Origin of the sequence: Amycolatopsis sp. NPDC001319, assembly GCF_042896185.1 — a bacterium.
Taxonomy (GTDB): domain Bacteria; phylum Actinomycetota; class Actinomycetes; order Mycobacteriales; family Pseudonocardiaceae; genus Amycolatopsis.
This window is the reverse complement of sequence record NZ_JBIAWY010000010.1, coordinates 115,235-140,474: the sequence shown is the minus strand read 5'-3', so window position 1 is coordinate 140,474 and position 25,240 is coordinate 115,235. Positions and strand designations below refer to the sequence as shown.

Sequence of the window (25,240 nt, the reverse complement as noted above, 5' to 3'; positions counted from 1 at the left end):
TCAACAGGTGGATCCGGCCAGACCGTACCCGTCGTCGGGGTCCGACCCGGCGTGCTCGGCCTCGGCGTGTTCGTGTTCTTCCTCGATCGCGGCCACGTCCAGGTGCGCCGCGCGCGTCGAGAGCATCGCGATGCCGACCACGATCACGGCACCGGCGAACGCCTCGCCCGCGAGCCCCCACGGCGTGCCGTTGGCGCTCTCCCCCATCCACGACAGCCCGATCGCGACCCCCACGAGCGGGTCGAGCGCCGTGATCACGGCCAGCGCCGGCGTGAGGTAGCGGCCCTGCTGGAAGGTGTTCTGGCTGAGCAGGAACCCGAGCGGGCCCACCACGCAGACGATGTAGAGCGTCCAGTGCTTGAACGGTTCGTCCACGCCCTGGCGGAACTGCCCGGCGACGACCTTCATCAGGCCGGCGGTCAGGCCGTAGAGCACGCCCGTGGCCACGGCGAGCCCGAGCACGCGCCCGGAGCCGGAGTGGGTCAGCGCGGCGAGCGCGAGACCCGCGATCGTCACCACGGCCAGTGCGATGCCGAGCGGGAGCAGCGAGGCGCCGGTGACGAGCACGTCGCCGTTGCCACTGGGACGCGCGATCACCAGGAACACGGCGAGCCCGGTGACGCACAACGCCGAGCCCGCGCTCATCACCCGGTCGGGGCCTCTTCGTTCGAGCCGCGCGAACACGAACCCGGCGAAGATCAGCGAAGTGATGAGCAGCGGCTGGACCAGCAGCAACGGCCCGAACGCGAGCGCGACGAGCTGCAGGACGAGCCCCAGTACGGTCGCCACGATGCCGATGAGCCACAATGGTCGCCCGACGAGGCGCCTGAACAACGTGAGATCGAGCGGGTTCGCCGGCTCGACCTCTTTGGCCGCCTTTGCCTGGGCGGCGCTGGCGATCCCCATGCACGCCGCGCCCAGCACCGCGGCAGGGACGGCCACGAAAAGCGACACCCCCGTGACACTCATGGAATACTCACCTCACACCATTCCCATCCGCCGTGCCTATGCTGTTGAAAAATTCGTGGGCCGTGGGGGGATGGTCACCCCGCACCGGAGGTACTTGAACCGCATGCGACACCACATGACGATCGACCTCCCCTCGTTCCGCAACCTGGTCGTGGGCGGGGGTCGGCATCTGCTGGAGTCCACGCTCGTACCGGCCGGCCTGTTCTACCTCCTCCTGACTCTGGTCAGCTTCGACAGCGGAGTCATCGCCGCGCTGTGCTGGTCGGTCGTCGTCATCGTGACGCGCCTGGTGATGCGCAAGCCCGTCCCCGCGGTCCTGTGGCTCACCTCGGCGCTGCTGATCGCCCGGACCGCATTGGGCCTGGCCACGGGCAGTGCCTTCCTGTATTTCCTGCAGCCGACCCTACAGAACTTCGTGATCGCCAGCCTGTTCCTCGTGTCCGCGCCGTTCAACAAGCCGCTGCTCGCGCGGCTGGCCGGGGACTTCTGCTCGTTCCCGGACACGCTTTCGGGCCACCCCGGCATGCGGCGCTTCTTCCAGCGCGTGTCGGTGCTGTGGGCGCTCGTGTTCGCCGTGAACGGTTCCGTGACGCTGGTGATGCTCGCGAAGGCGACCGTCGGCAACTTCCTCATGGTCAGCACCGCGGGCTCGTACAGCCTGGTGGCGCTGGCGATCGTCGGCTCGCTGCTGTGGTTCCGGCGCTCGTTGCGCTCGGAGGGCATCGTGCTGCGGATGGCCTCGCGCAAGCCCGCGCTCACCACCGTCTGATGCCCGCTCCCCGCGGCACGGCGCTCGTCACCGGCGCTTCCTCGGGTATCGGCGAAGCCACCGCGCGGCTGCTCGCCGCCGCCGGAACACATGTTCTGCTGCACGGCCGCGACCGCGAGCGCCTGGCCGCGCTCGCCGCGCACACGGGCGGCACCGCTCTCGAAGCCGACCTCGCGGATCCCGAAGCCGCCGGCAAGCTGGCCGAGCGCGCGCTGGCCGTCACCGGCCGCGTCGACACGCTCGTGAACAACGCGGGCCTCGGCTGGGCCGGTCCGCTGACCGAGCTGTCCCCCGAGCTCCTCGCACAGCTGGTCGCGGTGAACCTGACCGCGCCGCTCGAGCTCACCCGCGCGCTGCTGCCCGGCATGCTGGCGCGGGGTCACGGCCGGATCGTGTTCGTGACGTCGATCGCCGGGCGCACCGGCGTCGCGGGCGAAGCCGTGTACGCGGCGACCAAGTCCGGTCTCGACGCGTTCGCCGACAGCCTCCGCTTCGAGCTGCACGGCACCGGAGTGGAGGTCGGCGTGGTGGTGCCCGGCGTGGTGCGCACCGCGTTCTTCGAGCGCCGCGGCCGCCCCTACACCCGCACGACCCCCCGGCCCGTGTCCGCCCAGCGCGTGGCCGCCGCGGTCGTCCGCGCGACGCACCGGCCCGGCGACTACTACGTGCCCCGCTGGCTGCGCGTCCCGGTCGCCCTGCGTGGCGCGGTGCCCGGCGCGTACCGCGCGCTCGCGACGCGGTTCGGCGCCGAAAGCTGACCGCTTCGGGCGCAGACCGAGCACGGCACCTCCCTGCCTCCGGGTCATGACAGCAGTGTCTCCCCGCCGTCAACAAACTTAGCCCTGCTAACCATTCTGAGGGCAACCCTTATTCCTCGCACGCCGTGTGGCACGGGGCACGTCACTGCGGGTCGGTCTGCCCTCCCGGTGGGCCCCACGCCAGGGCCAGCAGCAATGTCGCCCGGGCGTCCGGGTCGTCGAGCGCGGGCCCGAACAGCTCGTGGAGGCGGCCGAGGCGGTAGGACACCGTCTGCGGGTGGATGTGCAGGTCCTCGGCCACGGCCTTGCGGTCGCCGAGGTGCAGCAGCCACGAGCGCAGCGTGGTCTGGAGGCGCTCGCGCGAGGAGTCGTTGAGCTCGTCCAGCGGGGCCAGCGACCGCTTGCGCAGGACCTCCAGCAGCCGGTCGTCACGGTGCACGATGATCGCGTCGAGGTGCTCGTCGGCGAACACGGGGTCGTCGGACAGCAGGCGGTCGCGGCGCAGCCGGGCCGTCACCTCGGCGATCCGCAGGCTCGCCGGCAGCCGGTCGACGGGCACGGTCGCCCCGACCACGGCGCCACCGCCGCGCAGCGCCCGGGCCAGCCACGCGCGCCGGCCCGGTCCACCCGGGTCCGGCACGATCGTCACGAGCTGCCCCGGCCGGCGCAGCCGCAGGCACGTGTCGTCGAGGCGGGCCACGAGCTCGCGGCCGAGCTGGTTCTCGTCCTCCACCAGCACCACCGCGGCCGACCGCGGCAGCCGCCACTCCGCGCGCAGCGCCGCGGCCTGCACCGCTGCCCCGTCGGCGCGGTCGGAGAGCAGCAGCTCGGTCAGCTCGTCGCGCAGCCGCTCGCGCATGCGCACGGCGTCGGACTGCTCCTGGAGGTAGCCCTTGAGCGAGGACTCCGACAGCTGGTCCACCAGCGCGAACACCGTGGTGGCGAGCGAGGCGAACAGCTCCGCGGGCACCCCGAGGTCCAGCGCGGCCTCCGACACGTGGCGCCACGCGACCCGCGCGCCCACGCGGTAGGCCGAAAGCAGGCTCGTCACCCGCCGGCCCTGGCGGTACTGCGTCCGCCCGATCTCCTCGAAGACCACTTGCTCGACGCCCGAGCCCAGCTCCGGCAGGTCCTCGTCCGGATCTTCGGCGAGATTGATGAGCCGGCGCACGAACCCGGCGCTGGCCGTCACGATCTCCGCCAGCTCCTCGGTGAGGAACGCAGCGTAGTCGGGGTGCTGCTCGACGAGCTGATCACGAACTTCGTTCAGGATGACTGGGAGTCGCCTGGTCACGACAGTCTCCAGCTCACCCAGACGGGTCACCTGGTCTGATCCCATGTGCGCAGCTTGTCCTTCCGTAGCAGGTAGCAGGTCTACGGGGTCGGTCCGCCTTATCCTGACCCCACTTTGTCCGCTCGTGCCAAGTCGAAGCCAGCAAAATTCTTCTTCCGGTTGCAGAAGCCGCCCATAAGTGCGAGTCAGACTGTGTTCGATGAGATCGACTTCACCTGACGGTCACGCAGCGGACACGGACGGTCTGCTGGAGAAGCGGCACGCGGAGAACTTCCCGGTCGCGCTCCGGGTGCTGCCCCGGCGGCTGCGGTCGGATCTGCAGGCCGTCTACGCCGTCGCGCGCACGATCGACGACCTCGGCGACGAAGCCGACGGCGACCGCATCGCGCTGCTGAAGGCGTTCGGCGACGAGCTCTCGGCCGCCTTCGACGGCGCCCCGCCCACCGACTCCGCGATCCGCGGCCTCGTGCCGGCGATGCGCGCGGGGCGCGTGGAGCTCGAGCCGTTCCGCCGGCTGATCGAGGCCAACCTGCAGGACCAGCATGTGACGCGGTACGCGACGTACGAGGACCTGCGCGCGTACTGCCGGCTGTCGGCCGACCCGGTGGGCCGGATCGTGCTGCGTCTGTTCGACGTGCACGACCCCGAGGCCGAGGAGCTCTCGGACCGCGTGTGCACCGCGCTGCAGCTGCTGGAGCACTGGCAGGACGTGGCCGAGGACCACGGCAACGGCCGGATCTACCTGCCGCAGGAGGACCTCGCGGCCTACGGGGTCGCGGAGGACGAACTGGGCGAGGCGCGGGCCACGCGCCGGCTGAGAGAGCTGATGCGCTTCGAGATCGACCGCGCCGCGGCCCTCCTGGGCAGCGGCGCTGGTCTGGTCGGGCTCCTGCACGGCTGGGGCCGGCTGGCCGTGAGCGGGTTCGTGGCCGGCGGGCTGGCGACCGTCGACGCGCTGCGGAAGACGAACGGAGACGTGCTCGCCACGCAGGCCAAGCCGGGCAAAGCCGATGTGCTGGCGTGGCTCGTGTGGCTGCAGGTGGGTGAGCCCAAGACGGGGAGGCGGTCGGGATGAGCACGGTCGAAGAGGCGTACGAGCACTGCGCGCTGGTCACCAAGGAGCAGGCGCGCAACTTCTACTACGGGATCCGGCTGCTGCCGCCCGACAAGCGCTCGGCGTTGTGCGCGGTCTACGCGCTGGCCCGGATCGTCGACGACATCGGCGACGGCGATCTGCCACCCGAGGCGAAGCTGCAGGGCCTGGCCGACATCCGCAAGTCGCTCGGCGACCTGTCCGCGAGCACCGACCCGGTGTACCTCGCGGTCGCCGACGCGGCCCGGCGCTACCCGATCCCGCTCGGCGCGTTCGAGGAGCTGCTCGACGGGGTGGAGATGGACGTGACCGGCCGCGAGTACGTGCGGTTCGAGGACCTCGTGGAGTACTGCCGCTGCGTCGCCGGTTCGGTCGGGCGGCTGTGCCTGGGCGTGTTCGGCAGCAAGCCGGAGCCCGACGCGCCGACATACGCCGACGAGCTCGGAATCGCGTTGCAGCAGACCAACATCCTGCGCGACATCCGCGAGGACCTCCTCAACGGACGCGTCTACCTGCCCAAGGAGGACCTCGACCGGTTCGGCGTGGAGCTGAAGGTCGGCGAGGACGGCCGGCTGGCCGACGACGGCGGCGGGCTGACCGCGCTGGTCCACTTCAGCGCCGCCCGCGCCCGCGACTGGTACGCCCGCGGCCTGAAGCTCGTGCCCTCGCTCGACCGCCGCAGCGCCGCGTGCTGCACGGCGATGTCCGGGATCTACCGCACGCTGCTCGACCGCATCGACGAGCAGCCCTCGCTCGTGTTCGACCGCAGGCTTTCGTTGTCCGGCCGGGAAAAGGCGGTGGTCGCGGTTCGGGCGCTCACGGGGATCGGCCGATGACGGCCGAGGTCGCGGTCGTCGGCGGCGGGCTCGCGGGCATCGCGACCGCGCTGCGCTGCGCCGACGCCGGGCGTCCGGTGACGCTGTTCGAGGCGCGGCCCCACCTGGGCGGGCTCACGCACTCGTTCACGCGCGGCGAGCTGCACGTGGACAACGGCCAGCACGTGTTCCTGCGCTGCTGCACGGCTTACCTCGCGCTGCTGGACCGCCTCGGCGTCGCCGACCGCGTGATGCTGCAGCCCCGCCTGGAGATCCCGATCCGCACGCCGGGCTCCACGGAGTCGACGTGGCTGCGCCGCGGCGACCTGCCCGCGCCGCTGCACCTGGCCGCCTCCCTGCTGCGCTACGACCCGCTGCGCCCGCTGGATCGCGCGCGGTTCGCGTTGGCCGCGCTGGCGTTGCGCCGCGTGGACCCCACCGACGACCGCACCGACCGGCAGTCGTTCGGCGAATGGCTGCGCCGCCACGGGCAGAGTGCCGCCGCGATCGAGGCGCTGTGGGACCTCGTCGGGGTCGCGACGCTCAACGCGACGGCCGACGAAGCGTCGCTTTCCCTGGCCGCCACGGTGTTCCAGGAGGGCCTGCTCACCGACCCCGCCGCGGCCGACATCGGCTGGTCGCTCGTGCCGTTGCGCGAGCTGCACGGCGACGCCGCGCTCGACGCGCTCACCACGGCCGGCGCCGACGTGCGGACCGGCACGAAGGTGCGCAGCGTCGAGGAGACGGCCGGTGGCTGGCGGGTGCGCACCGACGACGGCGAGGCCACGTTCGGCCAGGTCGTGCTCGCCGCTCCCCCGCCCGTCACGGAGAAACTCGCGCCACCGGGCGCGATCCCGCTGCCGCCCGGGTGGTCGGGCGGGCTGGGCAGCTCGCCGATCGTGAACGTCCACGTGGTGCTCGACCGCCGCGTGCTGGAGGAGCCGTTCGTCGCCGGCGTGCGCACGCCGGTGCAGTGGGTTTTCGACCGCACGCGCCAGTCGGGCCTCGAAACGGGCCAGTACCTGGCGATGTCGCTCTCGGCCGCCGACGACCTGATCGACCTGCCGACCGCGACGTTGCGCGAGCGCCTGCTGCCGGAGCTCACCGGGCTGCTGCCCGAAGCGCGCGGCGCGCAGGTGCTGGACTTCTTCGTGACCCGGGAACGGCACGCGACGTTCCGGCCCGGCCCGGGCACGGCGTCGCTGCGTCCGGGCGCGGAGACGTCCGCACGGGGGCTCTACCTGGCCGGGGCGTGGACCGCCACCGGCTGGCCCGCGACGATGGAGGGCGCTGCCCGCAGCGGTGCGGCCGCGGCGACCGCCCTCCTCGAGAAGAACGTGCACGAGGAGAAGGAGGGAGTCGGAGCATGACCGCCACCATGCGACCCGCCGCCGAGGCGGCCCCTGCGGTGCCGGCCACACTCGGCCGCACCCGTGACGCCGTGCAGCCGGCGCTGCGTGAAGCCGTCGACCGGCTGGACGAGACCAGCCGCGCGATCAGCGCGTACCACCTCGGCTGGACCGACGCCGACGGCACACCGGTGAGCGGCAACGGCGGCAAGGCCGTGCGGCCCGCGCTCGCGGTGCTCTCGGCGCTGGCCGCCGGCGCACCCGCCGAGACCGGCGTGCCCGGAGCCGTCGCCGTCGAGCTGGTGCACAACTTCTCGCTCGTCCACGACGACCTCATGGACGGCGACACCGAACGCCGCCACCGCCCCACTGTCTGGGCGCTCTGGGGTGCGCCGGCCGCCATCCTGACCGGCGACGCGATGCTCGCGCTCGCGCAGGAAGTGGTGCTGGACAGCGGTTCCCCGCACGCGATCCCCGCCGCTCGGCTGCTGTCGGAGACCACGCGCCGCCTCATCCACGGCCAGGTGCTCGACGTCCAGTTCGAACAGCGCGACGACGTGACGCTGCCCGAGTGCGTCACCATGGCCGGCGGCAAGACCGGCGCGCTGCTGTCCTGCAGCGCCGCGATCGGCGCCGTGCTCGCCGGCGCGCCCGCCGAGACCGTCGACGCCCTCGCGGTGTTCGGCGAAGAGGTCGGGTTGGCGTTCCAGCTCGTGGACGACGTGCTCGGCATCTGGGGCGACGCGGCCGTGACCGGCAAGCCCGTGTACTCCGATCTGCGGGCGCACAAGAAGTCGCTGCCCGTCACCTACGCGATCACCCACGGCGGCGCGAAGGGCCGCGAGCTCGCGGAGTGGCTCGCGGGCGAGGAGACGGGTGACGAGGCCGAGCTGGCGCGTGTCGCGGCGCTCGTGGAGTCTGCCGGCGGCCGCGAGTGGGCCACGACCGAGGCCGCGCGCCGCGTCGGGACGGCCGAGCGCGCGCTGTCGGCAATCCCCGAAGGGCCACGCGAGGAGCTCATCGGCATCGCCCGTTTCATCGTGCACAGGGAGGCGTGAATGACGCAGACCGTCCCCGGGACGTCCACTTCGGACACCCCGAGCGAAGGCTCGCGTACTCCGGAAGAAACCCTCGCCGCCGGCGTCGGGTTCCTGCGCGGGGAGCAGGACGCGGCGGGCTGGTGGAAGGGCGAGCTCGCCACCAACGTCACGATGGACGCCGAAGACCTGCTGCTGCGCCAGTTCCTCGGCATCCTCACCGAACAGCAGAAGCAGGAGTCGGCGCGCTGGATCCGGTCGCAGCAACGCGACGACGGCACGTGGGCCAATTTCCCCGGCGGCCCGGCGGACCTGTCGACCACGGTCGAAGCGTGGGTCGCGCTGCGGCTGGCGGGTGACCCGGCCGACGCGCCGTGGCTCGCCGAGGCGGCCGGCTGGATCCGCGCGAACGGCGGCCTGGAGAGCACCCGTGTGTTCACGCGGATCTGGCTCGCGATGTTCGGCCAGTGGTCGTGGGACGACCTGCCGAACCTGCCCCCGGAGCTGATCTTCCTGCCCTCGTGGTTTCCGCTCAACGTCTACGACTTCGCGTGCTGGGCGCGCCAGACGATCGTGCCGCTCACGATCGTCGGCACGCTGCGGCCGAAGCGGCGGCTGCCGTTCGACGTCGCCGAGCTGCGCGTCGGCGAGAGCCCGAAGAAGTCCGCGGCGCCGTGGTCGTGGGACGGGGTGTTCCAGAACCTCGACACCGCACTGCACACGTACGCGAAGCTGCCGTTCAACCCGGTGCGCAAGGTCGCGATGCGCCAGGCCGCCGAGTGGATCCTCGCGCGCCAGGAATCCGACGGTTCGTGGGGCGGCATCCAGCCGCCGTGGGTGTACTCGATCCTCGCGCTGCACCTGCTGGGCTACCCGCTCGACCACCCCGCGCTCAAGGCCGGGCTCGAAGGTCTCGAGAGCTTCACCATCCGCGAGGAGACCGAGCAGGGCTGGGTGCGCCGGCTCGAGGCGTGCCAGTCGCCGGTGTGGGACACCGCGCTCGCGATGACCGCGCTGCTCGACGCGGGCGTCTCCCCTGGCGACGAGACGCTGGTGCGCGCGACGGAGTGGATGCTGGGCGAGGAGATCACCGTGCCGGGCGACTGGATGGTGCGCCGCCCGTCGCTCGCGCCCGGCGGGTTCGCGTTCGAGTTCGCCAACGACGGTTACCCCGACACCGACGACACCGCCGAGGTCGTGCTCGCGCTGCGGCGCATGGGCCGGCCGGACCACCTGCGCATCCGCGCCGCGATCGACCGCAGCGTGAAGTGGCTCGAAGGCATGCAGTCGAGCGACGGCGGCTGGGGCGCGTTCGACGCGGACAACACTCAGGTGCTGGCCACGAAGCTGCCGTTCTGCGACTTCGGCGCCGTGATCGACCCGCCGTCGGCGGACGTCACCGCGCACGTCGTGGAGATGCTGGCGGCCGAGGGCAAAGCGGACACGGTCGAATGCCGCCGCGGCGTGAAGTGGCTGCTGGACAACCAGGAGGCCGACGGTTCGTGGTTCGGCCGGTGGGGCGCGAACTACGTCTACGGCACGGGCGCGGTCGTGCCCGCGCTGGTGCTGGCCGGCGTTCCCGCGTCCGACATCCGGATCCGCCGCGCCGTGCGGTACCTGACCGAGCACCAGAACCCCGACGGCGGCTGGGGCGAGGACCTGCGCTCCTACGACGACCCGGGGAAGTGGTCGGGCCGCGGCGAGTCGACGCCGTCGCAGACCGCGTGGTCGCTGCTCGCGCTGCTGGCCGCCGGCGAGCGGGACTCGGCCGCGACGACGCAGGGCGTGGCGTGGCTGTGCGAGCAGCAGCGCGAAGACGGGGGCTGGGACGAGGACTTCCACACGGGTACCGGATTTCCCGGCGACTTCTACCTGTCGTACCACCTCTACCGCGTGGTGTTCCCGCTGTCGGCGCTCGGCCGGTACGTGCGGAGCGGCTCGTGAGACCGGCCGTGCTGTGCGCGCCGCTGCGGATCGAGCGGGCGGCCTTGCGCGCCGCCGGCCTGCCGGTGGTGCGCACGGGCCTGGGCCCGCGACGGGCGGCGGCCACCGCTGCGCGCCTGCCCGAGGGACCTCGTCTCGTCGCCGGGATCGGCGGCGGGCTCGCTTCCCACGTGCGGCCGGGTGACCTGGTGGTGGCCGACGAGGTGCGCGGGCCGGACGGCGTGGTCGCGGTGCCGACCGCTCCCCTGCTCGCCGGCGCGTTGCGGCGGCTGGGTTTGACGGTCCACATCGGACCGGTGCTCGGGGTCGACCACGTGGTGGGAGAACGGGAACGCGAAACGCTGGCCGCCTCGGATGCGCTGGCCGTCGACATGGAGTCCCACCGGCTTGCCGCCCCCGGGCAGCCGTTCGCCGTCGTTCGGTCCATTGTGGACACCGTTGGTGCACCGCTTGTGCGGCCCGGCACGGTTTCCCACGGCCTGGCCGGGCTGCGCAGCCTGCGGGCGGCCGGGCCGGCACTCACGGCGTGGGCGGCGGCGACCGGGCCGCGGCAGCTGCTGATGGCGAGCCCACGGTCGTTCTGCGCCGGCGTGGAGCGGGCGATCGACATCGTGGACCGCGCGCTGGCCAAGCACGGCGCGCCGGTGTACGTGCGGCGCCAGATCGTGCACAACACCCACGTGGTGCGGCAGCTGCAGGAGCGCGGCGCGGTGTTCGTCGACGAGGTCGAGGAAGTGCCGGAGGGCGCGACGCTCGTGTTCGCCGCCCACGGCGTGACCCCGGCGGTGCGGCGCGACGCGGCGGAGCGCGACCTGTCGGTGATCGACGCGACGTGCCCGCTGGTGACCAAGGTGCACAACGAGGTGCGCCGCTACAGCGGCCGCGGCGACACGGTGTTCCTCATCGGGCACGCCGACCACGAAGAGGTGGAAGGGACCGTCGGGGAGGCACCCGGTTCGGTCGTGGTGGTGGAGGACGTCGCGGCGGCCCGCGCCGTGACCGCCACCGGCGGGGTCGCCTACACCATGCAGACCACGCTGGCGCTCGACGAGGCCGAGGAGATCGCGGGCGTGCTGCGCGAGCGGTTCCCCGGGTTGTCGGCGCCGCGCAAGGACGACATCTGTTACGCCACCACCAACCGGCAGCAGGCGCTGCGGGCGATCGCGCGCGAGGTCGACCTCGTGCTGGTGGTGGGCTCGGCCAACTCGTCCAACTCGCGCCGGCTCGTGGAAGTCGCGGAGCGAGAGGGCACGCCGGCCGAGCTGGTCGACGGAGTTTCGGACATCGACCTGCGCCGCCTGGCCGGCGCGGGCCGGATCGGACTCACCGCGGGCGCCTCGGCTCCGCCGCACCTCGTGGACGAGGTCGTGGCGGGCCTGGGCGGACTCGGGCCGGTCACCGTCGCCGAAAGCCGGCTGACGGACGAAGAAATCACTTTCACCCTACCTCGGGAGGTGCTCTGAGCCATGGCCATGCCGTTGCGTCAGTCCGTGCGACTGGGCGGTTATCTGATGAAGCAGAAGCTGCTGCGCAAGGAAAAGTTCCCGCTGCTGGTCGAGCTTGAGCCGCTGTTCGCCTGCAACCTCAAGTGCGCCGGCTGCGGCAAGATCGCGCAACCGCACACGCTGCTCAAGCAGCGCATGCCGGTGGAGCAGGCCGTGGGCGCCATCGAGGAGAGCGGCGCGCCGATGGTGTCCATCGCCGGCGGCGAGCCGTTGATGCACCCGAAGATCGACGAGATCGTGCAGCAGCTGCTCGACCGTCGCAAGATCGTGTTCCTCTGCACCAACGCCCTGCTGCTGCACAAGCACATCCACAAGTTCAAGCCCCACCACAACTTCGCGTGGATGGTGCACATCGACGGCCTCGAGCAGCGCCACGACGCGTCGGTGCGCAAGGAGGGCGGGTTCGCCGCGGCGGTCGAGGCGATCAAGCTCGCCAAGGAAAAGGGCTTCCGCGTGATGACCAACACGACGTTCTTCGACGGGGACACCGCCGAAGACGTGGTCGACGTGCTGAACTACCTCAACGACCTGGGCGTCGACAACATGCAGATCTCGCCCGCGTACGCCTACGAGAAGGCCCCGGACCAGGAACACTGGCTCGGCGTGCAGCAGACGCGCGAGCTCTTCACGAAGGCCTTCGGCGGCGGCAACCGCAAACGCTGGCGCCTCAACCACTCGCCGGTGTTCCTCGACTTCCTGGAGGGCAAGCGCGACCTGGAGTGCACCCCGTGGGGCATCCCGTCCTACTCGCTGCTCGGCTGGCAGCGCCCGTGCTACCTCCTCGACGACGGTTACGCGAAGACCTACAAGGAGCTCATCGAGGAAACCGACTGGGACGCCTTCGGCCGCGGCAAGGACCCGCGGTGCGACAACTGCATGGCCCACTGCGGGTACGAGCCGACCGCGGTGATCGCCACGCTGGGCTCGCTGAAGGAGTCGGTGCGGGCGGCCGTCGGTCACTGAGGTCCTGCCACTGGGGAAAGCCGCAGGTCTTTCGGGACCTGCGGCTTTCTTCTTGCGCGCCACGGGTTTGTGCCACACTGTCCGGCACGGAAACCGGCTCAGGGGGGCGTCACGGTCATCGAAAGCGCGGTGCTGAAGGTCGGCGAGGCCGTGGCGAAGCAGGTCGCCTTGCAGTGGCTGGCCGACAAGAAGGCGGCCGGCCGGCGGGGCCGTGACCTCGCGTTACTCGTGCGGGCCCGGTTCCCCTTGCGCCGCCAGGAACGCGACGTGCTGGCCGCGTTGACGAGCATCGAGGACGACGTGGCGGAACGGCTCAGGCCGGGCCTCACCGACGCCGCCCACGGCCTGGCCGAAAACGAGCGCGAGGCCGCGCTGGCCGCCGTCGCGGACGCGTTGCTCGCCGCCGACCTGTCCGACACCGGCTTGTTCGCGGCCGACCTGGATCCTTCGGCGCTGGCCACCGCGGTGCGCGCGCAATGGCCGGTGGCGCGGGCCGCGCTGTCTTCGCCGGCCGAGCGGCTGTTCGAGATCGGGCTGGACCGCGCCTGTGTCGTGCTGACGCACCTGGTCAGGGAGCTGCCGGAGTTCGACGCCGCCGTGGGTGTGGAGCAGCTGCGCCGGCTGCGGGCCGTGCTCGACGGCATCGACCGCGTCCTCGACCGGCTGCCTTCGCGCGAGCTCGGCGCGCCGGAGGGCACGGACTTCGACGCGCAGTTCCGCCGCCGGTACCTCGACCGCGTCGTGCGCTCCTACGAGCGATTGGAGGTCATCGGCCTCACCACGCACTCCTACGAACCGCGCACCACGCTCAGCGTCGCGTACCTGAGCTTGACGGTGACCGCGGACGCCGAACGCGCCGCGCGGCGCCCGCGTGACCGCGGCGTGCCGGGCCGGCTGGGCGACGACCCGGGCGCGCGCCAGGCGACGGACAACATCCGCGTCGAGGCGGCGCTGGGCGGCAGCCGCCTCACCGTGATCCGCGGCGAGGCCGGCGCCGGCAAGTCCACGCTGCTGCGCTGGCTGGCCGTCAACGCCGCCCGCTCGGCGTTCACCGACCAGCTGACGGGCTGGAACGGCTGCGTGCCGTTCCTGGTCAAACTGCGCGACTTCGCCGACGGCCCGTTGCCCCGCGGCGACGAGCTCCTGACCCAGCCGAGCTCCCCGCCGTGGGGCCCGGCGCCGCGCGAGTGGGTGCACCGCCGGCTCGAATCCGGCGAGGCCCTGGTGCTCGTCGACGGCGTGGACGAGCTCGTCGCCACCCGGCGGGCCGCCGTCCGCACGTGGCTGCGCGACCTGCTCGCGGGTTACCCCGACATCCGCGTCGTGGTGACCTCCCGCCCGACCGCCGTGACGTCGAAGTGGCTGCTGGCCGAGGGGTTCCGCTCGGTCGTGCTGGAACCCATGAGCGCCGCCGACGTCCAAGTCTTCCTCCGCCGCTGGCACGCGGCGTTGCTGGACTCCACGTCCGCACCCGACCTGCTGCCCTGCCGCCCGGAGGAGGTGCCGGAACACCAGCGCGCCCTGTTGGCGCAGCTGCAGGCCCGGCCGCATCTCCGCGCGTTGGCCCGCAGTCCCCTGCTGTGCGCGATGGTGTGCGCGCTGAACCTCGACCGCCGCGCGCGCTTGCCCCGCGACCGCCTCGCCCTGTACTCCGCGGCCCTCGACATGCTGCTGGAACGCCGCGACGCCGACCGCAACGTGTCTGCCGGCGACGACATCCAGGCCACGGTGGCGGAGAAACTCGCGTTGCTGCGGGCGTTGGCCTGGTGGCTGAACGAGAACGGCCGGACGGAGATGTCCCGCGAGCAGGCTCTGGCGCGGATCTCGTCGCGGCTGCGGGGCATGCCCGGGGTTTCGGAGTCTGCGGACGTGCTGCTGGACCACCTCATCGAACGCAGCGGCGTGATCCGGCAGCCGGTCGCCGGTCGGGTGGACTTCATCCACCGGACCTTCCAGGAGTTCCTGGCCGCCGGGGAAGCCGTGGACCGGGACAGCATCGACCTCCTGCTGAGCCACGCCCGCTCCGACCTGTGGCGCGAGACGGTGCTGATGGCCTGCGCACAAGCAAGCCCTGATCAGCGAGGACGGTTGCTGTCGGGGATCTTGGCCGCGGCGGCTTCGGTCTCGGCGAGGACCGCCCGGCAGTTGCTGCTGCTGGCCGCCGCCTGCCGGGAGACCGCGGTCTTGGCGCCACCGGAGGTGCTGGCCCGGGTCGATGCGGCCGTCCGAGGCTTGGTGCCGCCGCGCAGCGTGCGGGAAAGCCGCTCGCTCGCCACGGTCGGCGAGTCCATTTTGGACTACCTGCCGAAGGACCTGGCCGATCTCTCGGCGGCCCAGGCGGCGGCTTGCGTCCGCACCGCGGCCCTCGTGAACGGACCGGCGGCGCTCGAGACGCTGGCCGGGTATGCACCCGACCTGCGCTCGAAGGTCCAGGAAGAGCTGGTGGCGGGCTGGAAGTACTTCGACCCGGAGACCTACGCCCGCGAAGTCCTCGCGGACGCGCCCTTGCACGCCACACCCGGAAGTCGGATCGACATCGACTTCACCACCGCAGTGCCCTTTCTACATCTCCTCAAGAACCTCTCACGCTGCTGGATAAACCTCTGGAGTCAAGGGCCGATTGAGACCGAGATACAAGCTCTGGCCCGACTTTACCGCCTTCGCGAGCTCACGCTGCTGGCCGATCAAGCGCCCGATGCGCTTCCGGAGTTGGGCAGCCTCACCAACCTGGACGACCTCTTCCTCAACCTAACCGCGGGCTGGCCCCGAGAACTCCCCGACCTCGCGCAGCTCATCCATCTCCAGCGGCTGTCCCTGGTCAACGCGAAAGAAGTCGAAGACTTCTCCTTTCTGCGCGAAATGACTGACCTCAAGCAAATCTCGTTCTTCCACAACCCCTCTACCGCTTGGCTCGACCACCTCCCGAATCCGACTGGAATCACCACGTTCACCTGCGCCAGAACCGCAGATACTGGAGAGCTCGCCAAGGCGGTCAGCAAGCTCAGCCGCACGACCTCGATTACCTTCACTGACTGCGCGGGCCTTGATCTACACGCCCTTGCTCCATTGGCACTCGACGACGTGGGCATTTACAACTGTGACCTCGACCTCGGCCCGCTGGCGGAACTGAGCTCGCTTCGCTACTTGCGCATGCACGGCGAACACGAAATCAACCTTGCACCCTTCGCCGATCGGCGGATTACCATCTGGCTAAGTCGCGGGACAACGGCCGTCGGAGCCGACAAACTCGGGCCGGGAGTCCAATTGCGCCAGCCCAAGCCTTGACGTCACCCACCGAAAGTGAAGAGGATCTTGCCGCGGCGGCCGGCGGTCAGGGAGTGGGCGAAGGCGTCCTCGTAGTCCGCCAGCCGGTAGGTCGCCTCGACCGGCGCGGTGAGTTCGCCGGTGGCCACCAGGTCGGCGAGGTCGTCGTAGAGAGCGGTCACTTCGTGGGCAGGGGCGGTGCGGAGCCAGTTCATCAGCCAGAAGCCGGTCAGGGTGATGCCGCGGAAGACGATGTCCGCCGGGGAGATCCGGGGGGGGCGCCTTCGGGGAAGGCGTAGGTGACGACGGTGCCGCCGTCCTTCAAGGAACGGGTGAGGTCCTTGACGACCGGGCCGCCGGCGGCGTCGAGGATCAGCGAGAGCTGCTCGCCGGCGAGGGCGGACTTGAGGGAGGCGCGGAGGTCGCCGTCGGAGACCACGGCCTGGTCGCCGCCCGCGGCGAGGACTTCGGCGGCCGCGTCGGGGCGGCGCACGACGTTCAGCGTGCGCAGGCCGGCGCGCCGGGCGAGGGTGATGAGGTAGCGGCCCATGGCGGAGTTGGCGGCGGTCTGGGCGATCCACGAACCGGGCTCCAACTGACCGTGCAAGCGCAGCAGCTGGTACGCCGTCGCGGGGTTGACGGCGAGCATGGACAGCTGGAGGACGTCGGCGTCCTCGCGGATCGGCAGGACGTTTCGCCGCGGGAGCACCACTTCGTCCGCCCACAGGCCCTGTTCCATGGTCGGCAGGATCAGCACGCGCTTGCCCACGAGCTCGGCATCGCCCGCCACGACCCGGCCCACGCCCTCCGCGCCGAGGGTCGCGGGCAGCGCCGGGCGGACGCCGTAGAGGCCGCGCATCAGCAGGAAGTCCGCGGGGTTGAGCGGCGCGGCGAGCATCTCGACCACGACGTCGTCGGGCCCGGGCGCCGGAACCGGGGCGTCGTCGAGCCGGACGGAGGCGGCGGGGTCGCCGAACTCGGTGAGCAGCAAGCGGGCCATCGGGAGGTCCTCTCGGGAAGTCGGCGGAAGGAACGGATCAGCGCGAACTCGCGGACGGCGCAGTCCCGCCCTCGGAATCGGCCGAAGTCGGCGCGCCGTCAGAAGCGGCGAGACCCGGCGCGGCGTCGGAAACCGCCCGCCCCGGCGCGGCCGCGCCCCCGACCAGCCCCGCCAGCGCCAGCGCCGCCCCGAGCGGACGGTGGTTCACCACGATCTCGTCGATCTCGCCGCGTTCGTCGAAGTGGAAGGTGCCGGTGCCGAAGATGGTGTGCTCGCCGACCTGGGCCGTGTACTCCTCCACCTGCCGGTCCCCAGCGTCGACGCGGTAGCGGACCGTCATGCCCGAATAACACGCCCCGACGGCGCGGACCTGCGTTTTCACGGCTTCCGGGCCGCGGAGCACGCCCTCGAGAATGGTGCCGGCGAGGCGGACGTCGGGCGAGAGGCGGGAGAAGAACCAGGGTTCGGTCACCCCGCAAGGCTATGACAGCTGTCATGATTGTCAAGCGCGACGGACGACACAACCAACCGGCGAACGGCTCTATCGAGCCAGCAGGTCGTGCAGCGCCGCGCCGACCACGGCCGCACCCGAGTGGGTCATGATCGTGGCCGCGTGGTCGGCGCCCGCGATGCGGCGAGGGCGGCGCAGGGTGGGCAGGGCGGCGCGGAAGCCGGCCAGGGCTTCATCGCTGTACGCGGGCGGCGTGCCCGGCCCGGAGCTCCACTCCGCGCACACCACCTCGGTCGGCACGGCGATCTCCCGCCAGCGCGACTCGCCGAAGAACACGTCGGTCGCGTCGGCCAGCACGGCTTCGCGGCTGAGGAACACGCGGCCGTCGGAGAGGTCGTGGTCGAGGCAGTCGCGCAGGAGCGGGTCGGCGGCGTCGAGCAAGGGGTTGGCGCGCGTGAAATAAGCCAGGTACTCGTCGACGCCGGCCCAGCGCCGCGAGACGCGCTCCAGCTGCGGCGTGAACGCGGCGGGCACCGTCTCGGGCGTGAGGCCCGGCGGCACGGCCATCGGGAGCCCGCCGTCGACCAGCACGAGCCCGCGCACCCGGTCCGGCCGGCGCGTGGCCAGCTCCACCGCGACGAACCCGCCCATGGACATCCCGCACACGTCGACCACCGGGTGCTCCAGCGCGTCGAGCACTCGCACGAGGTCGGAAGCGTGCTGCCGCAACGAAGACGGGCCGGCCACCGCGAAGCTCCCCGCACGCCCCCGCAGGTCCGGCATCACCAGCGACAGGTCCGGCGCCTCGGCCCGCAACCAGTTCCACAGCCGGCGGTTGCTCGTGACGCCGTGCACGGCGAGCACCGGCGCCGAGGCCGCGGCCACCACCTCCACGGCCAGCGCCCCGCCCTCGACCGCCACCGACACCGTCCTCGCGTCACCCACCATGAGGACACCGTAACGACCGAGGACCACTGTGGACAGTCACGGTCCGATCGACTCCCAGTCGCGGTGGTGATCCACCCACCACCGCGCGATGTCGAGCCGCCGCAGGAAACGGACCCCCGGCTGCTCCGTGGCATACCGGACGAAATCCCGCACGGCCGCCGCGCGCCCGGCCTGACCGCTCCACCGCGGGTGCAGCCCCACGGTCATCATCCGCGCCCCGAAGCCGTCGTCGGCTTCCTCGCACAGGTAGTCGAGCGCGAGCCGCAGGCTTTCGAAGAACTGCGCCGGCGAGCCGTAGGTCGGGCTCAGCAGGTAACGGGTGTCGTTGTACACCTTGGAATACGGCACGATCAGCAGCCCGCGCTCCGAAAAGTACGGCAGCTCGTCGTTGCACGGATCCGAATCGTAGAGGAACCCGCCTTCCTCCACGAGCAGGTCGAGCGTGTGCTCGCTCGGGAACGACCGCACGTACCACCCGCGCGGCCGCTGCCCCGTCGTCCGCTCCAGCGACGCGATCGCGCGGTGCAGGTGGTCGCGTTCCTCGTCGACGGACATGCGCGCGTAGTCGAGCCAGCGGTAGCCGTGGCCGATCACGTCGTGGCCGCGTTCGCGGATCCACTCCGCGACGGCCGGATTCCGCTCCAGCGCGACCGCACACGCGCCGATGCTCACCGGCACCGCGTACCGGTCGAAGATCCGCGCCAGCCGCCAGATGCCGACGCGGCTGCCGAACTCGTAGTGCGTCTCGGTGCCGAGGTCACGCACCTCGGGGCCGACCTCGTAGGCGTACTCGCCCCAGCCATCGTTGCGGCCGTCGCCGTCGGGGATGGAGTACTCGGCCCCCTCCTCGTAGTTCACGACGACGTTCACCACGACCTTGGCGTCGCCGGGCCAGCGCACGCGCGGCGGGTACCGGCCGTAGCCGACGAAGTCACGCGGCGGCACGGTGGCCGGGTCACGGGGTTCGGGCACGAACCCAGCGTGGCACGGCCGCCGCGTCCCGGCAGGGTCAGTGCGGCGGGAGCTTCGCGGCCAGCACGCCCACCGGCGTGATCGTGGGCGCCGTGGCGAAAGCTCGTCGCCGCGCAGCTCGATCTGCCGGCGCACCTCGCCCTGGAGATGCGCTTCGCGGTCCTGCTCCGTCTCGAAGGCGTCGAAGATCCGGAACGACGAGGGCCCGAGACGGAAGCCGAACCACGCCAGGGTGCCCGGCTCGGCGTCCACAAGGGACTTCGCGTCGATCAGGAACTGCGCGACATCGTCCTCCTTCCCGGCCTTCGCTTCGAACTCGACGAAAAATCCGTACGCCGGCATGGTTTCCTCCTCACCCGGGCCACCGTGGCCCGGCTCTTCGACGCTAGCTGGCGGAAAGCGTGGTGGACGCTCGGATCCCGCCAGATCGGGCCTCACCCGGCGCCGGGTTCGTCACGAGGCGGCCGGAGTGGCGCGAAAGGTGGCCCGGTAGCTGCCCGCCGTGGTGCCGACCTGGCGTTCGAAGTGGCGGCGCAGCGTCTCCGCGGACCCGAACCCCACCATCGCGGCGACCTCCGAGATCCGGTGGTCGGTCGTCTCCAGCAGCACCTTGGCGGCGGCCACGCGCTCGCGGTTGATCCAGTCGAACACCGTCATCCCCGTGGCCCGGCGGAACTTCCGCACCAGGCTCCGCTCGCTCAGGTGCACCTGCGACGCCAGCCCGGCCAGCGTCAACGGCTCGTGCAGGTGCTCCCGCAGCCACGCCAGGAACGACCCGAGCGCCGGCTCCCCCGCGATCCGGATCGAGTCCTTCACGAACTGCGCCTGCCCACCCGGGCGCCGCGGCGCCGTCACCAGCAGCCGGCCGACGTCGCCGGCGTAGGCCTGGCCCAGGTCCTCGGCCAGCAGGTGCAACGCGAGGTCCGTCGCGGAGAAGATCCCGCCCGACGTGTGCACCGGACCGTCGTCCACGTACAGGCAGCCCGGTTCCAGCTCGACCTGCGCGAACTCCCGGCGGAATTCCTCGGTGAACAGCCAGTGCGTGGTCGCGCGGCGCCCGTCCAGCAGCCCGGCACGGGCCAGCAGGAACGCGCCCCCGCAGAACGACACCATGCGCGCACCGGCCTCCGCCGCACCGCGCAACGCCCGCACCACCGACCGCGGCCGTTCCGCCAGCGGGTCCTCGACGCCCGGCACCATCACCGTGTCCGCGGTCAGCAGTGTCTCCAGCGGCGCGAGCTCCCCGAAGTCCACCCCCGAAGGCAGCACCTGGCGCGGCTCCTCGCCGCAGAGCACCACCTCGTACGCGCTGCCGTGATCGCCGGTCAGCTCGGCGATCGCCGCCATCCGCGGGCCGAACACCTGGTGCACCACGGTGACCTCCAGCGCCACGGAATCGGGCACGACCAGCACCGCGATCACGTGCTTGGCGCGACCGCGCGAGGTGACGGGCGTCTTCGCGGGGTGCATCACTGCTCCTGATCGGGCGGGTGCCCAGGAGACCGGGGCCCCGCCGCCGAGCGGGGTCACAGCCGGACCGCTTCGAGCACGGCGTCCGCGAACGCGCGCGGCGTTTCCTGGGGCAGGTTGTGCCCCGCGCCGGGCACGCGGTGGTGCACACGCGGGCCGGTGAAGTGTTTCGCCGACGCCGTGCCGTCGGTCGCCGGGAAGCTGCCGTCGGCGAGCCCGTCGAGCGTCACCGCCGGCACCGTGATCGGTGGCTGCGCCAGCAGCCGCGCCTCGAGGGCGGCGTAACGAGGATCGCCCGGCGCCGCGCCCTGGCGCACGCGGTAGTTGTGGATGACCACGTCCACGTAGTCCGGATTGTCCATCGCGGCGGCCGCGATGTCGAGGTCGGCGCTCGTGAAGCGCCACTGCGGCGAGTTGCGCCGCCACACCACTTCCGCCAGGTCACGGCGGGAACGCGTCAGCGCCGTGCGGCCACGCTCGGTCAAGAAGAAGTAGAAGTACCAGTGCGCCGATTCGGTGCCGGGCGCGTCCGGGGCGGACGCGAGCACGTCCGGGTCCAGGTTCTGGATCAGGTAGCTGTTCACCGACACCAGCGCGCGGCACCGCTGCGGCCACAGCGCCGCGGCGACGTCGAGGGCGCGCCCGCCCCAGTCGTAGCCGCCGAACACCGCGCTCTCGACACCGAGCGCGTCGAGGAACGCGACCTGGTCGGCGCCGAGCGCGGCCTGCTGGCCGGAGCGGATCGTCGTGGCGTCGCGGAAGCGGGTGGCGCCGTGGCCGCGCAGGTAGGGCACCAGCACGCGGAAGCCGCGGCGCGCCAGGGCGGGCGCGACCTCGGCGTAGGCGTGCGGGCTGTAGGGCCAGCCGTGGCCGAGCAGCACCACGTCGCCGCCGGCCGGGCCGACCTCGTGGTAGGCGAGGTCGAGCAGGTCGGTGCGCACGTGGCGGACCGGGCCCAGCCCGGAGGCCACGGCCGGGCCGGCCGCGGCCTCCGCGGGGAGGGCCGGGAGCGAAGCGGCGACCGCCCCCGCGCCCACGGCCTTCCCGAACGCCCGCCGGGAGATCATGGTGTGCTCCTCGTCGGTCGGGCGCACTGTCAGGCGACAGTGGCGACGGTGGCGTCGATGGTGACCTCGACGTTGCCGCGGGTCGCCTTCGAATACGGGCAGATCTGGTGCGCGGCGTGGCCCAGCTCTTCGGCGGTCGCCTGGTCCACACCGGACACTTCCAGGTGCAGGGCGGCGCTGAGCCAGAAGTCGGCCGCCTCGTTGTGCAGGGTGATGTCGGCGACCACGGCGAGGTCGGCGAGCTTCACCTTCTTCTGCGCCGCGACGATCTTCACCGCGCCGAGGAAGCACGAGGCCCAGCCGGCACCGAGCAGCTGCTCCGGGTTGGTCGCGCCGCCGTTGCCGCCGAGCTCCTTCGGGATGGCGAGGGTGACGTCGAGCGATCCGTCGGCAGCGGTCGCCCGCCCGCCGTTGCGGCCCTCGCCGGTGGCGGCGACGACCGCGGTGTAGGTGGTTTCAGTCATGGCAACTGTCCTTTCTCGACAGAACTTCGGGGAACTTCGGGGGTCAGGCGGGAATGCGGGCTTGCGCGAGCAGCACGTCGCGCAGGATTTCGAGCTGGCCGTGGTGCTGGACGAGGTCGGCGCACAGGTGCAGCAGTGCGCCGCCCGCGTCGAGCGGATCGCCGAAGCCGGCCAGCGCGGCGGGCACGGTGGCGTGCGGGTCCGCGCGGGTCACGTCTTTCTTGAGCTGCCGCAGGGTCTTGCGCACGCGGTCGAGCAGCGGCGCGACCGGACCGGCGGCGGTGAACTCGGCGTCGCGGTCGCGGTGGGCGGCGCGGCCGGAGACGACCTCGCCGGCCCAGTACGCCGTGGCGCCGAGGCAGTGGTTGAGCACCGCGTACGGCGTGTTGGCGCCGGGCAGCTCGAGCCGGGTGTTGGCCAGATCGTCGCCGAGCTGCTCGACGATCGCGGCCATGCCGGTCAGCGCCCGGGTGACGACGTGCAGGTACTGGCCGGTGGTGATCACCGGTACTCCCCCGGCCCGAAATCGGGCACCGGGGTGCCGGTGAGCGCACCCATGGTGACGAGCAGGTTCCGCAGGACGAGCAGCAGCGAGACAGTCGGATCCATCGAAGGTGAGACCTTTCCGGACGGGGGCCGCGGTTTCCGCGGGGCCCCGGTGGCGATGCCGAAACTCTTGCACGCTTATTCGTCACCAGTCAAGACAGTTACGTATTTTTGCCACACATTCCGGTTAACCGGTTTTTACCGGTTAGCAATTGTTGCGTTCTTTTTCGTCACCTGTCAGACTGGTGCGATGGAACACGCCTTCCCCTGCGGGAACCCGGCACTCGACTTCGTCGGGACCCTGCGCGCCCGGCGCAACGCTGAACCCCTGGAGAAGCTCGGCTCGCCGCGCAACCTCGACGCGTGGTTCCGCGAGTCCGGGGTCACCGACACCGACCCGGGCAGCCGGCCGCAGGACGTGCTCGCCGCCATCGAACTGCGCGAGGCCATCTACGCGCTGGTCGCGGCGCGGCTGACCCACCACGAGCCCGACCTGCGGGCCATGGACGTGGTCAACGAGTTCGCCGCGCACCCCTCGACGGTTCCTCAGCTGTCGATCGACGGTCGCCGTCTGGAGGCGACCCCGGCGCAAGCGCTGTCGTCGGTGGCGCGCGAGGCCGTGGAGATCCTCGGCGGGCCGGACGCCGATCTGCTCAAGGAGTGCGGCCGGCCCGAGTGCACGCAGGTCTACCTCGACCGCTCCCGCGGGTCGCGGCGCGAGTGGTGCGCCATGGCGACCTGCGGCAACAAGATGAAGGCCGCCGCCTACCGGGCGCGCCAGCGCGGCAACCCGCCCCTGTCCCCGTCGCGGCAGGCCGGCTGACCCGCTCCCCCGGCACGACCAGGCCGGTGAAGGCACTCCGCCTTCGCCGGTCTTTTTCGTGGAACAAGTCATAACTACTCTGACAGGTTACGAATAGACGCTAGGCTGCGAGCAATTCGTCCTCGGGGAGAAATCATGCTCACTCTTGTGCTCGCCGGTCTGCTCGCGGGAGCGGTCACGAGCATTTCGCCGTGCGTGCTGCCGGTGCTGCCCGTGGTGCTCACGGCCGGGTCGCGCCGGCCCGTGCGCGTGGTGGCCGGGCTCGTGGTGAGCTTCGGCCTGGCGACGCTGTTCGGCTCCCTCGTGCTCAGCGCGTTCCACCTGCCGCAGGACCTGCTGCGCGACGCCGGCATCGCGGTCCTCGCCCTGCTCGGACTGGGCCTCGTCTCGCGGCGCGTCGGCGAGCTGCTGGAACGGCCGTTCGCGCGGCTTCGCGGCCGCGCGGCCGATCCGGACGCGGGCGGGTTCACCGTCGGTCTCGCCCTCGGCCTGGTCTACGTGCCGTGCGGGGCCCGGTGCTCGCGACCATCGCCGTGCTCGGTGCGACGCACCGGATCGGGTTCGGCGCGCTGGTCCTCACGGCGGCGTTCGGCGTCGGGGCCGGGATTCCGCTGCTCGCGCTCGCCCTGGCCGGCGACGCGCTCACGCGCCGCGTCCGGTACCTGCGCGCCCGCGCCCGGGCGATCCGCGTGACCACCGGCGTCGCGTTGCTGGCCGTCGCAGCGGCCACGGCCTTCGACCTCACCGCCGGCCTGCAGCGCACCGTGCCGGACTACACGGCGGCGCTGCAGAAGTCGTTCGAGGCCGGCACTTCCGCGTCCGCGAGCCTGCACCGGCTCACCGCCGCACCCGAGCCCACGGGCATCACCGCGTGGCTCAACACCCCGGGCGGGCAGCCGCTGACACTCGCGAGCCGCCGCGGGAAGGTCGTGCTCGTCACGTTCTGGACCTACAGCTGCGTGAACTGCCTGCGCGCCCTCCCCCACTACGAAAGCTGGTACCGCACCTACCGCGATGCGGGGCTCGTGGTGCTCGGGGTGCACACGACGGAGTTCGCGTTCGAGCACGAGCCCGCCAACGTCGCCGCCCAGGCCAAGGCCCTCGGCGTCGACTACCCGGTGGCGATCGACAACGACTACGCCACCTGGAACGCCTACGGCAACCAGTACTGGCCCGCCTCCTACCTCGTCGACGCGTCGGGCCAGGTCCGCGGCTCCCACTTCGGCGAAGGCGCGTACGCGGACACCGAGCAGCAGATCCGCGACCTCCTCACCGACGCCGGCGCCGGACCCCTGCCACCGCCCACCGACGTCCCCGACGCAACGCCGGTCGAGGCCACCACGCCGGAGACCTACCTCGGGCCCGCCAACGCACCCGTCGACATCACCGGCGACCAGCCGCCGCCGGGCCAGACCCGCACCCTGCGCTTCCCCGCCGCCGTCGCGTCCGACACCTTCGCCCTCGACGGCACCTGGACCGCGTCCGGCGAGTCCCTCACCGCGGGCCCGTCCGCGCGGCTGCGCCTGAACTTCCGCGCCCGCGCCGTCCACCTCGTCCTCGGCGGCACGGGCACACTCACCGTCGAGCTCGACGGCACCCGCACGACAGTGCCGGCCTCGGGCGTGCCGAAGCTCTACACCCTCGTTTCCGGCCCGGCAGCACGCCATTCGACGCTGACGCTGTCGCTCACCCCGGGACTTCAGGCGTACGACTTCACCTTCGACTGAGCCGACTGGGCC

General features: G+C 71.9%; 24 protein-coding genes. 13 read left to right on the top strand and 11 right to left on the bottom strand.

Going from position 1 to position 25,240, the window contains the following annotated elements; genetic code table 11:
* Positions 1-969, bottom strand: a complete 969-nt coding sequence (locus ACFY1H_RS33965) for a DMT family transporter (RefSeq protein ID WP_366586701.1) — start codon at positions 967-969, stop codon at positions 1-3.
* Between the two features lie 115 nt (positions 970-1,084).
* Between ACFY1H_RS33965 and ACFY1H_RS33960 the strand changes: the two genes are divergently transcribed.
* Positions 1,085-1,738: a VC0807 family protein gene (locus tag ACFY1H_RS33960; protein ID WP_366586704.1), complete on the top strand. Its 654-nt coding sequence runs from the start codon at positions 1,085-1,087 to the stop codon at positions 1,736-1,738.
* Positions 1,738-2,496 (top strand): SDR family NAD(P)-dependent oxidoreductase, encoded by a 759-nt coding sequence (locus ACFY1H_RS33955; RefSeq protein ID WP_366586707.1) that lies wholly within the window; start codon positions 1,738-1,740, stop codon positions 2,494-2,496. Before ACFY1H_RS33960 ends, ACFY1H_RS33955 begins: the two co-directional genes overlap by 1 nt.
* Positions 2,497-2,638: 142 nt before the next feature.
* On the opposite strand, the gene ACFY1H_RS33950 is transcribed toward ACFY1H_RS33955, so the two are convergent.
* Positions 2,639-3,790, bottom strand: a complete 1,152-nt coding sequence (locus tag ACFY1H_RS33950; protein ID WP_386953287.1) for a PucR family transcriptional regulator — start codon at positions 3,788-3,790, stop codon at positions 2,639-2,641.
* A gap of 199 nt (positions 3,791-3,989) precedes the next feature.
* Between ACFY1H_RS33950 and hpnC the strand changes: the two genes are divergently transcribed.
* The 8 genes from hpnC (at position 3,990) to ACFY1H_RS33910 (ending at position 15,781) form a co-directional block, all read left to right on the top strand.
* The gene (gene hpnC / locus ACFY1H_RS33945) at positions 3,990-4,865 is read left to right on the top strand and encodes a squalene synthase HpnC (protein ID WP_386953284.1); all 876 of its coding nucleotides are present in this window, start codon (positions 3,990-3,992) and stop codon (positions 4,863-4,865) included.
* Positions 4,862-5,719, top strand: coding sequence for a presqualene diphosphate synthase HpnD (hpnD, locus tag ACFY1H_RS33940; protein ID WP_366586715.1), 858 nt, complete (start codon positions 4,862-4,864; stop codon positions 5,717-5,719). Before hpnC ends, hpnD begins: the two co-directional genes overlap by 4 nt.
* Positions 5,716-7,068 carry a hydroxysqualene dehydroxylase HpnE gene (hpnE, locus tag ACFY1H_RS33935; RefSeq protein WP_386953281.1) on the top strand — a complete coding sequence of 451 codons (1,353 nt, stop codon included), beginning with the start codon at positions 5,716-5,718 and terminating at the stop codon, positions 7,066-7,068. The genes hpnD and hpnE overlap by 4 nt, the downstream gene beginning before the upstream one ends.
* The gene (locus tag ACFY1H_RS33930) at positions 7,065-8,105 is read left to right on the top strand and encodes a polyprenyl synthetase family protein (protein WP_386953278.1); all 1,041 of its coding nucleotides are present in this window, start codon (positions 7,065-7,067) and stop codon (positions 8,103-8,105) included. Before hpnE ends, ACFY1H_RS33930 begins: the two co-directional genes overlap by 4 nt.
* Entirely contained in the window at positions 8,106-10,028 is a 1,923-nt protein-coding gene (shc, locus tag ACFY1H_RS33925; protein WP_386953276.1) for a squalene--hopene cyclase, read from the top strand. It abuts the gene before it with no gap.
* Positions 10,025-11,491: a 4-hydroxy-3-methylbut-2-enyl diphosphate reductase gene (gene ispH / locus ACFY1H_RS33920; RefSeq protein WP_386953273.1), complete on the top strand. Its 1,467-nt coding sequence runs from the start codon at positions 10,025-10,027 to the stop codon at positions 11,489-11,491. The genes shc and ispH overlap by 4 nt, the downstream gene beginning before the upstream one ends.
* Positions 11,492-11,494: 3 nt before the next feature.
* A complete protein-coding gene (gene hpnH, locus ACFY1H_RS33915; protein ID WP_366586726.1) occupies positions 11,495-12,496 on the top strand; it encodes an adenosyl-hopene transferase HpnH in 1,002 nt (333 codons plus the stop codon).
* A 129-nt stretch (positions 12,497-12,625) separates the two neighbouring features.
* Positions 12,626-15,781 carry an NACHT domain-containing protein gene (locus ACFY1H_RS33910; RefSeq protein ID WP_386953270.1) on the top strand — a complete coding sequence of 1,052 codons (3,156 nt, stop codon included), beginning with the start codon at positions 12,626-12,628 and terminating at the stop codon, positions 15,779-15,781.
* Between the two features lie 2 nt (positions 15,782-15,783).
* Here the strand turns inward: ACFY1H_RS33910 and ACFY1H_RS33905 are convergent, their stop codons facing one another.
* The 9 genes from ACFY1H_RS33905 to ACFY1H_RS33865 all read right to left on the bottom strand — a co-directional run bounded on the left by ACFY1H_RS33905 (position 15,784) and on the right by ACFY1H_RS33865 (position 22,637).
* The gene (locus ACFY1H_RS33905; protein ID WP_386953267.1) at positions 15,784-15,975 is read right to left on the bottom strand and encodes a zinc-binding dehydrogenase; all 192 of its coding nucleotides are present in this window, start codon (positions 15,973-15,975) and stop codon (positions 15,784-15,786) included.
* A gap of 14 nt (positions 15,976-15,989) precedes the next feature.
* Entirely contained in the window at positions 15,990-16,760 is a 771-nt protein-coding gene (locus tag ACFY1H_RS33900) for a zinc-binding dehydrogenase (RefSeq protein ID WP_386953265.1), read from the bottom strand.
* Between the two features lie 37 nt (positions 16,761-16,797).
* Complete coding sequence (locus tag ACFY1H_RS33895; protein ID WP_386953262.1) at positions 16,798-17,232, bottom strand: hypothetical protein; 435 nt, start codon at positions 17,230-17,232, stop codon at positions 16,798-16,800.
* 69 nt (positions 17,233-17,301) lie between these two features.
* Complete coding sequence (locus ACFY1H_RS33890) at positions 17,302-18,159, bottom strand: alpha/beta hydrolase (RefSeq protein WP_366586737.1); 858 nt, start codon at positions 18,157-18,159, stop codon at positions 17,302-17,304.
* Positions 18,160-18,195: 36 nt separating this feature from the next.
* A complete protein-coding gene (locus ACFY1H_RS33885; protein WP_386953260.1) occupies positions 18,196-19,473 on the bottom strand; it encodes a polysaccharide deacetylase family protein in 1,278 nt (425 codons plus the stop codon).
* 111 nt (positions 19,474-19,584) lie between these two features.
* On the bottom strand, positions 19,585-20,601 hold the full coding sequence (locus tag ACFY1H_RS33880) for a GlxA family transcriptional regulator (protein WP_386953258.1): 1,017 nt from the start codon (positions 20,599-20,601) through the stop codon (positions 19,585-19,587).
* A 56-nt stretch (positions 20,602-20,657) separates the two neighbouring features.
* Positions 20,658-21,668 carry an alpha/beta fold hydrolase gene (locus ACFY1H_RS33875; RefSeq protein WP_386953255.1) on the bottom strand — a complete coding sequence of 337 codons (1,011 nt, stop codon included), beginning with the start codon at positions 21,666-21,668 and terminating at the stop codon, positions 20,658-20,660.
* A 29-nt stretch (positions 21,669-21,697) separates the two neighbouring features.
* Complete coding sequence (locus ACFY1H_RS33870) at positions 21,698-22,132, bottom strand: organic hydroperoxide resistance protein (protein ID WP_386953252.1); 435 nt, start codon at positions 22,130-22,132, stop codon at positions 21,698-21,700.
* Positions 22,133-22,175: 43 nt separating this feature from the next.
* Positions 22,176-22,637, bottom strand: coding sequence for a DUF664 domain-containing protein (locus tag ACFY1H_RS33865; protein ID WP_366586752.1), 462 nt, complete (start codon positions 22,635-22,637; stop codon positions 22,176-22,178).
* A gap of 291 nt (positions 22,638-22,928) precedes the next feature.
* On the opposite strand from ACFY1H_RS33865, the gene ACFY1H_RS33860 reads away from it, so the two are divergent.
* From ACFY1H_RS33860 to ACFY1H_RS33850, 3 genes are all read left to right on the top strand, one after another.
* Positions 22,929-23,501 carry a CGNR zinc finger domain-containing protein gene (locus ACFY1H_RS33860; RefSeq protein WP_386953249.1) on the top strand — a complete coding sequence of 191 codons (573 nt, stop codon included), beginning with the start codon at positions 22,929-22,931 and terminating at the stop codon, positions 23,499-23,501.
* A gap of 135 nt (positions 23,502-23,636) precedes the next feature.
* Positions 23,637-24,194 carry a cytochrome c biogenesis CcdA family protein gene (locus ACFY1H_RS33855; RefSeq protein WP_386953246.1) on the top strand — a complete coding sequence of 186 codons (558 nt, stop codon included), beginning with the start codon at positions 23,637-23,639 and terminating at the stop codon, positions 24,192-24,194.
* On the top strand, positions 24,191-25,228 hold the full coding sequence (locus ACFY1H_RS33850; RefSeq protein ID WP_386953780.1) for a thioredoxin family protein: 1,038 nt from the start codon (positions 24,191-24,193) through the stop codon (positions 25,226-25,228). Before ACFY1H_RS33855 ends, ACFY1H_RS33850 begins: the two co-directional genes overlap by 4 nt.
* Positions 25,229-25,240 lie beyond the last annotated feature (12 nt).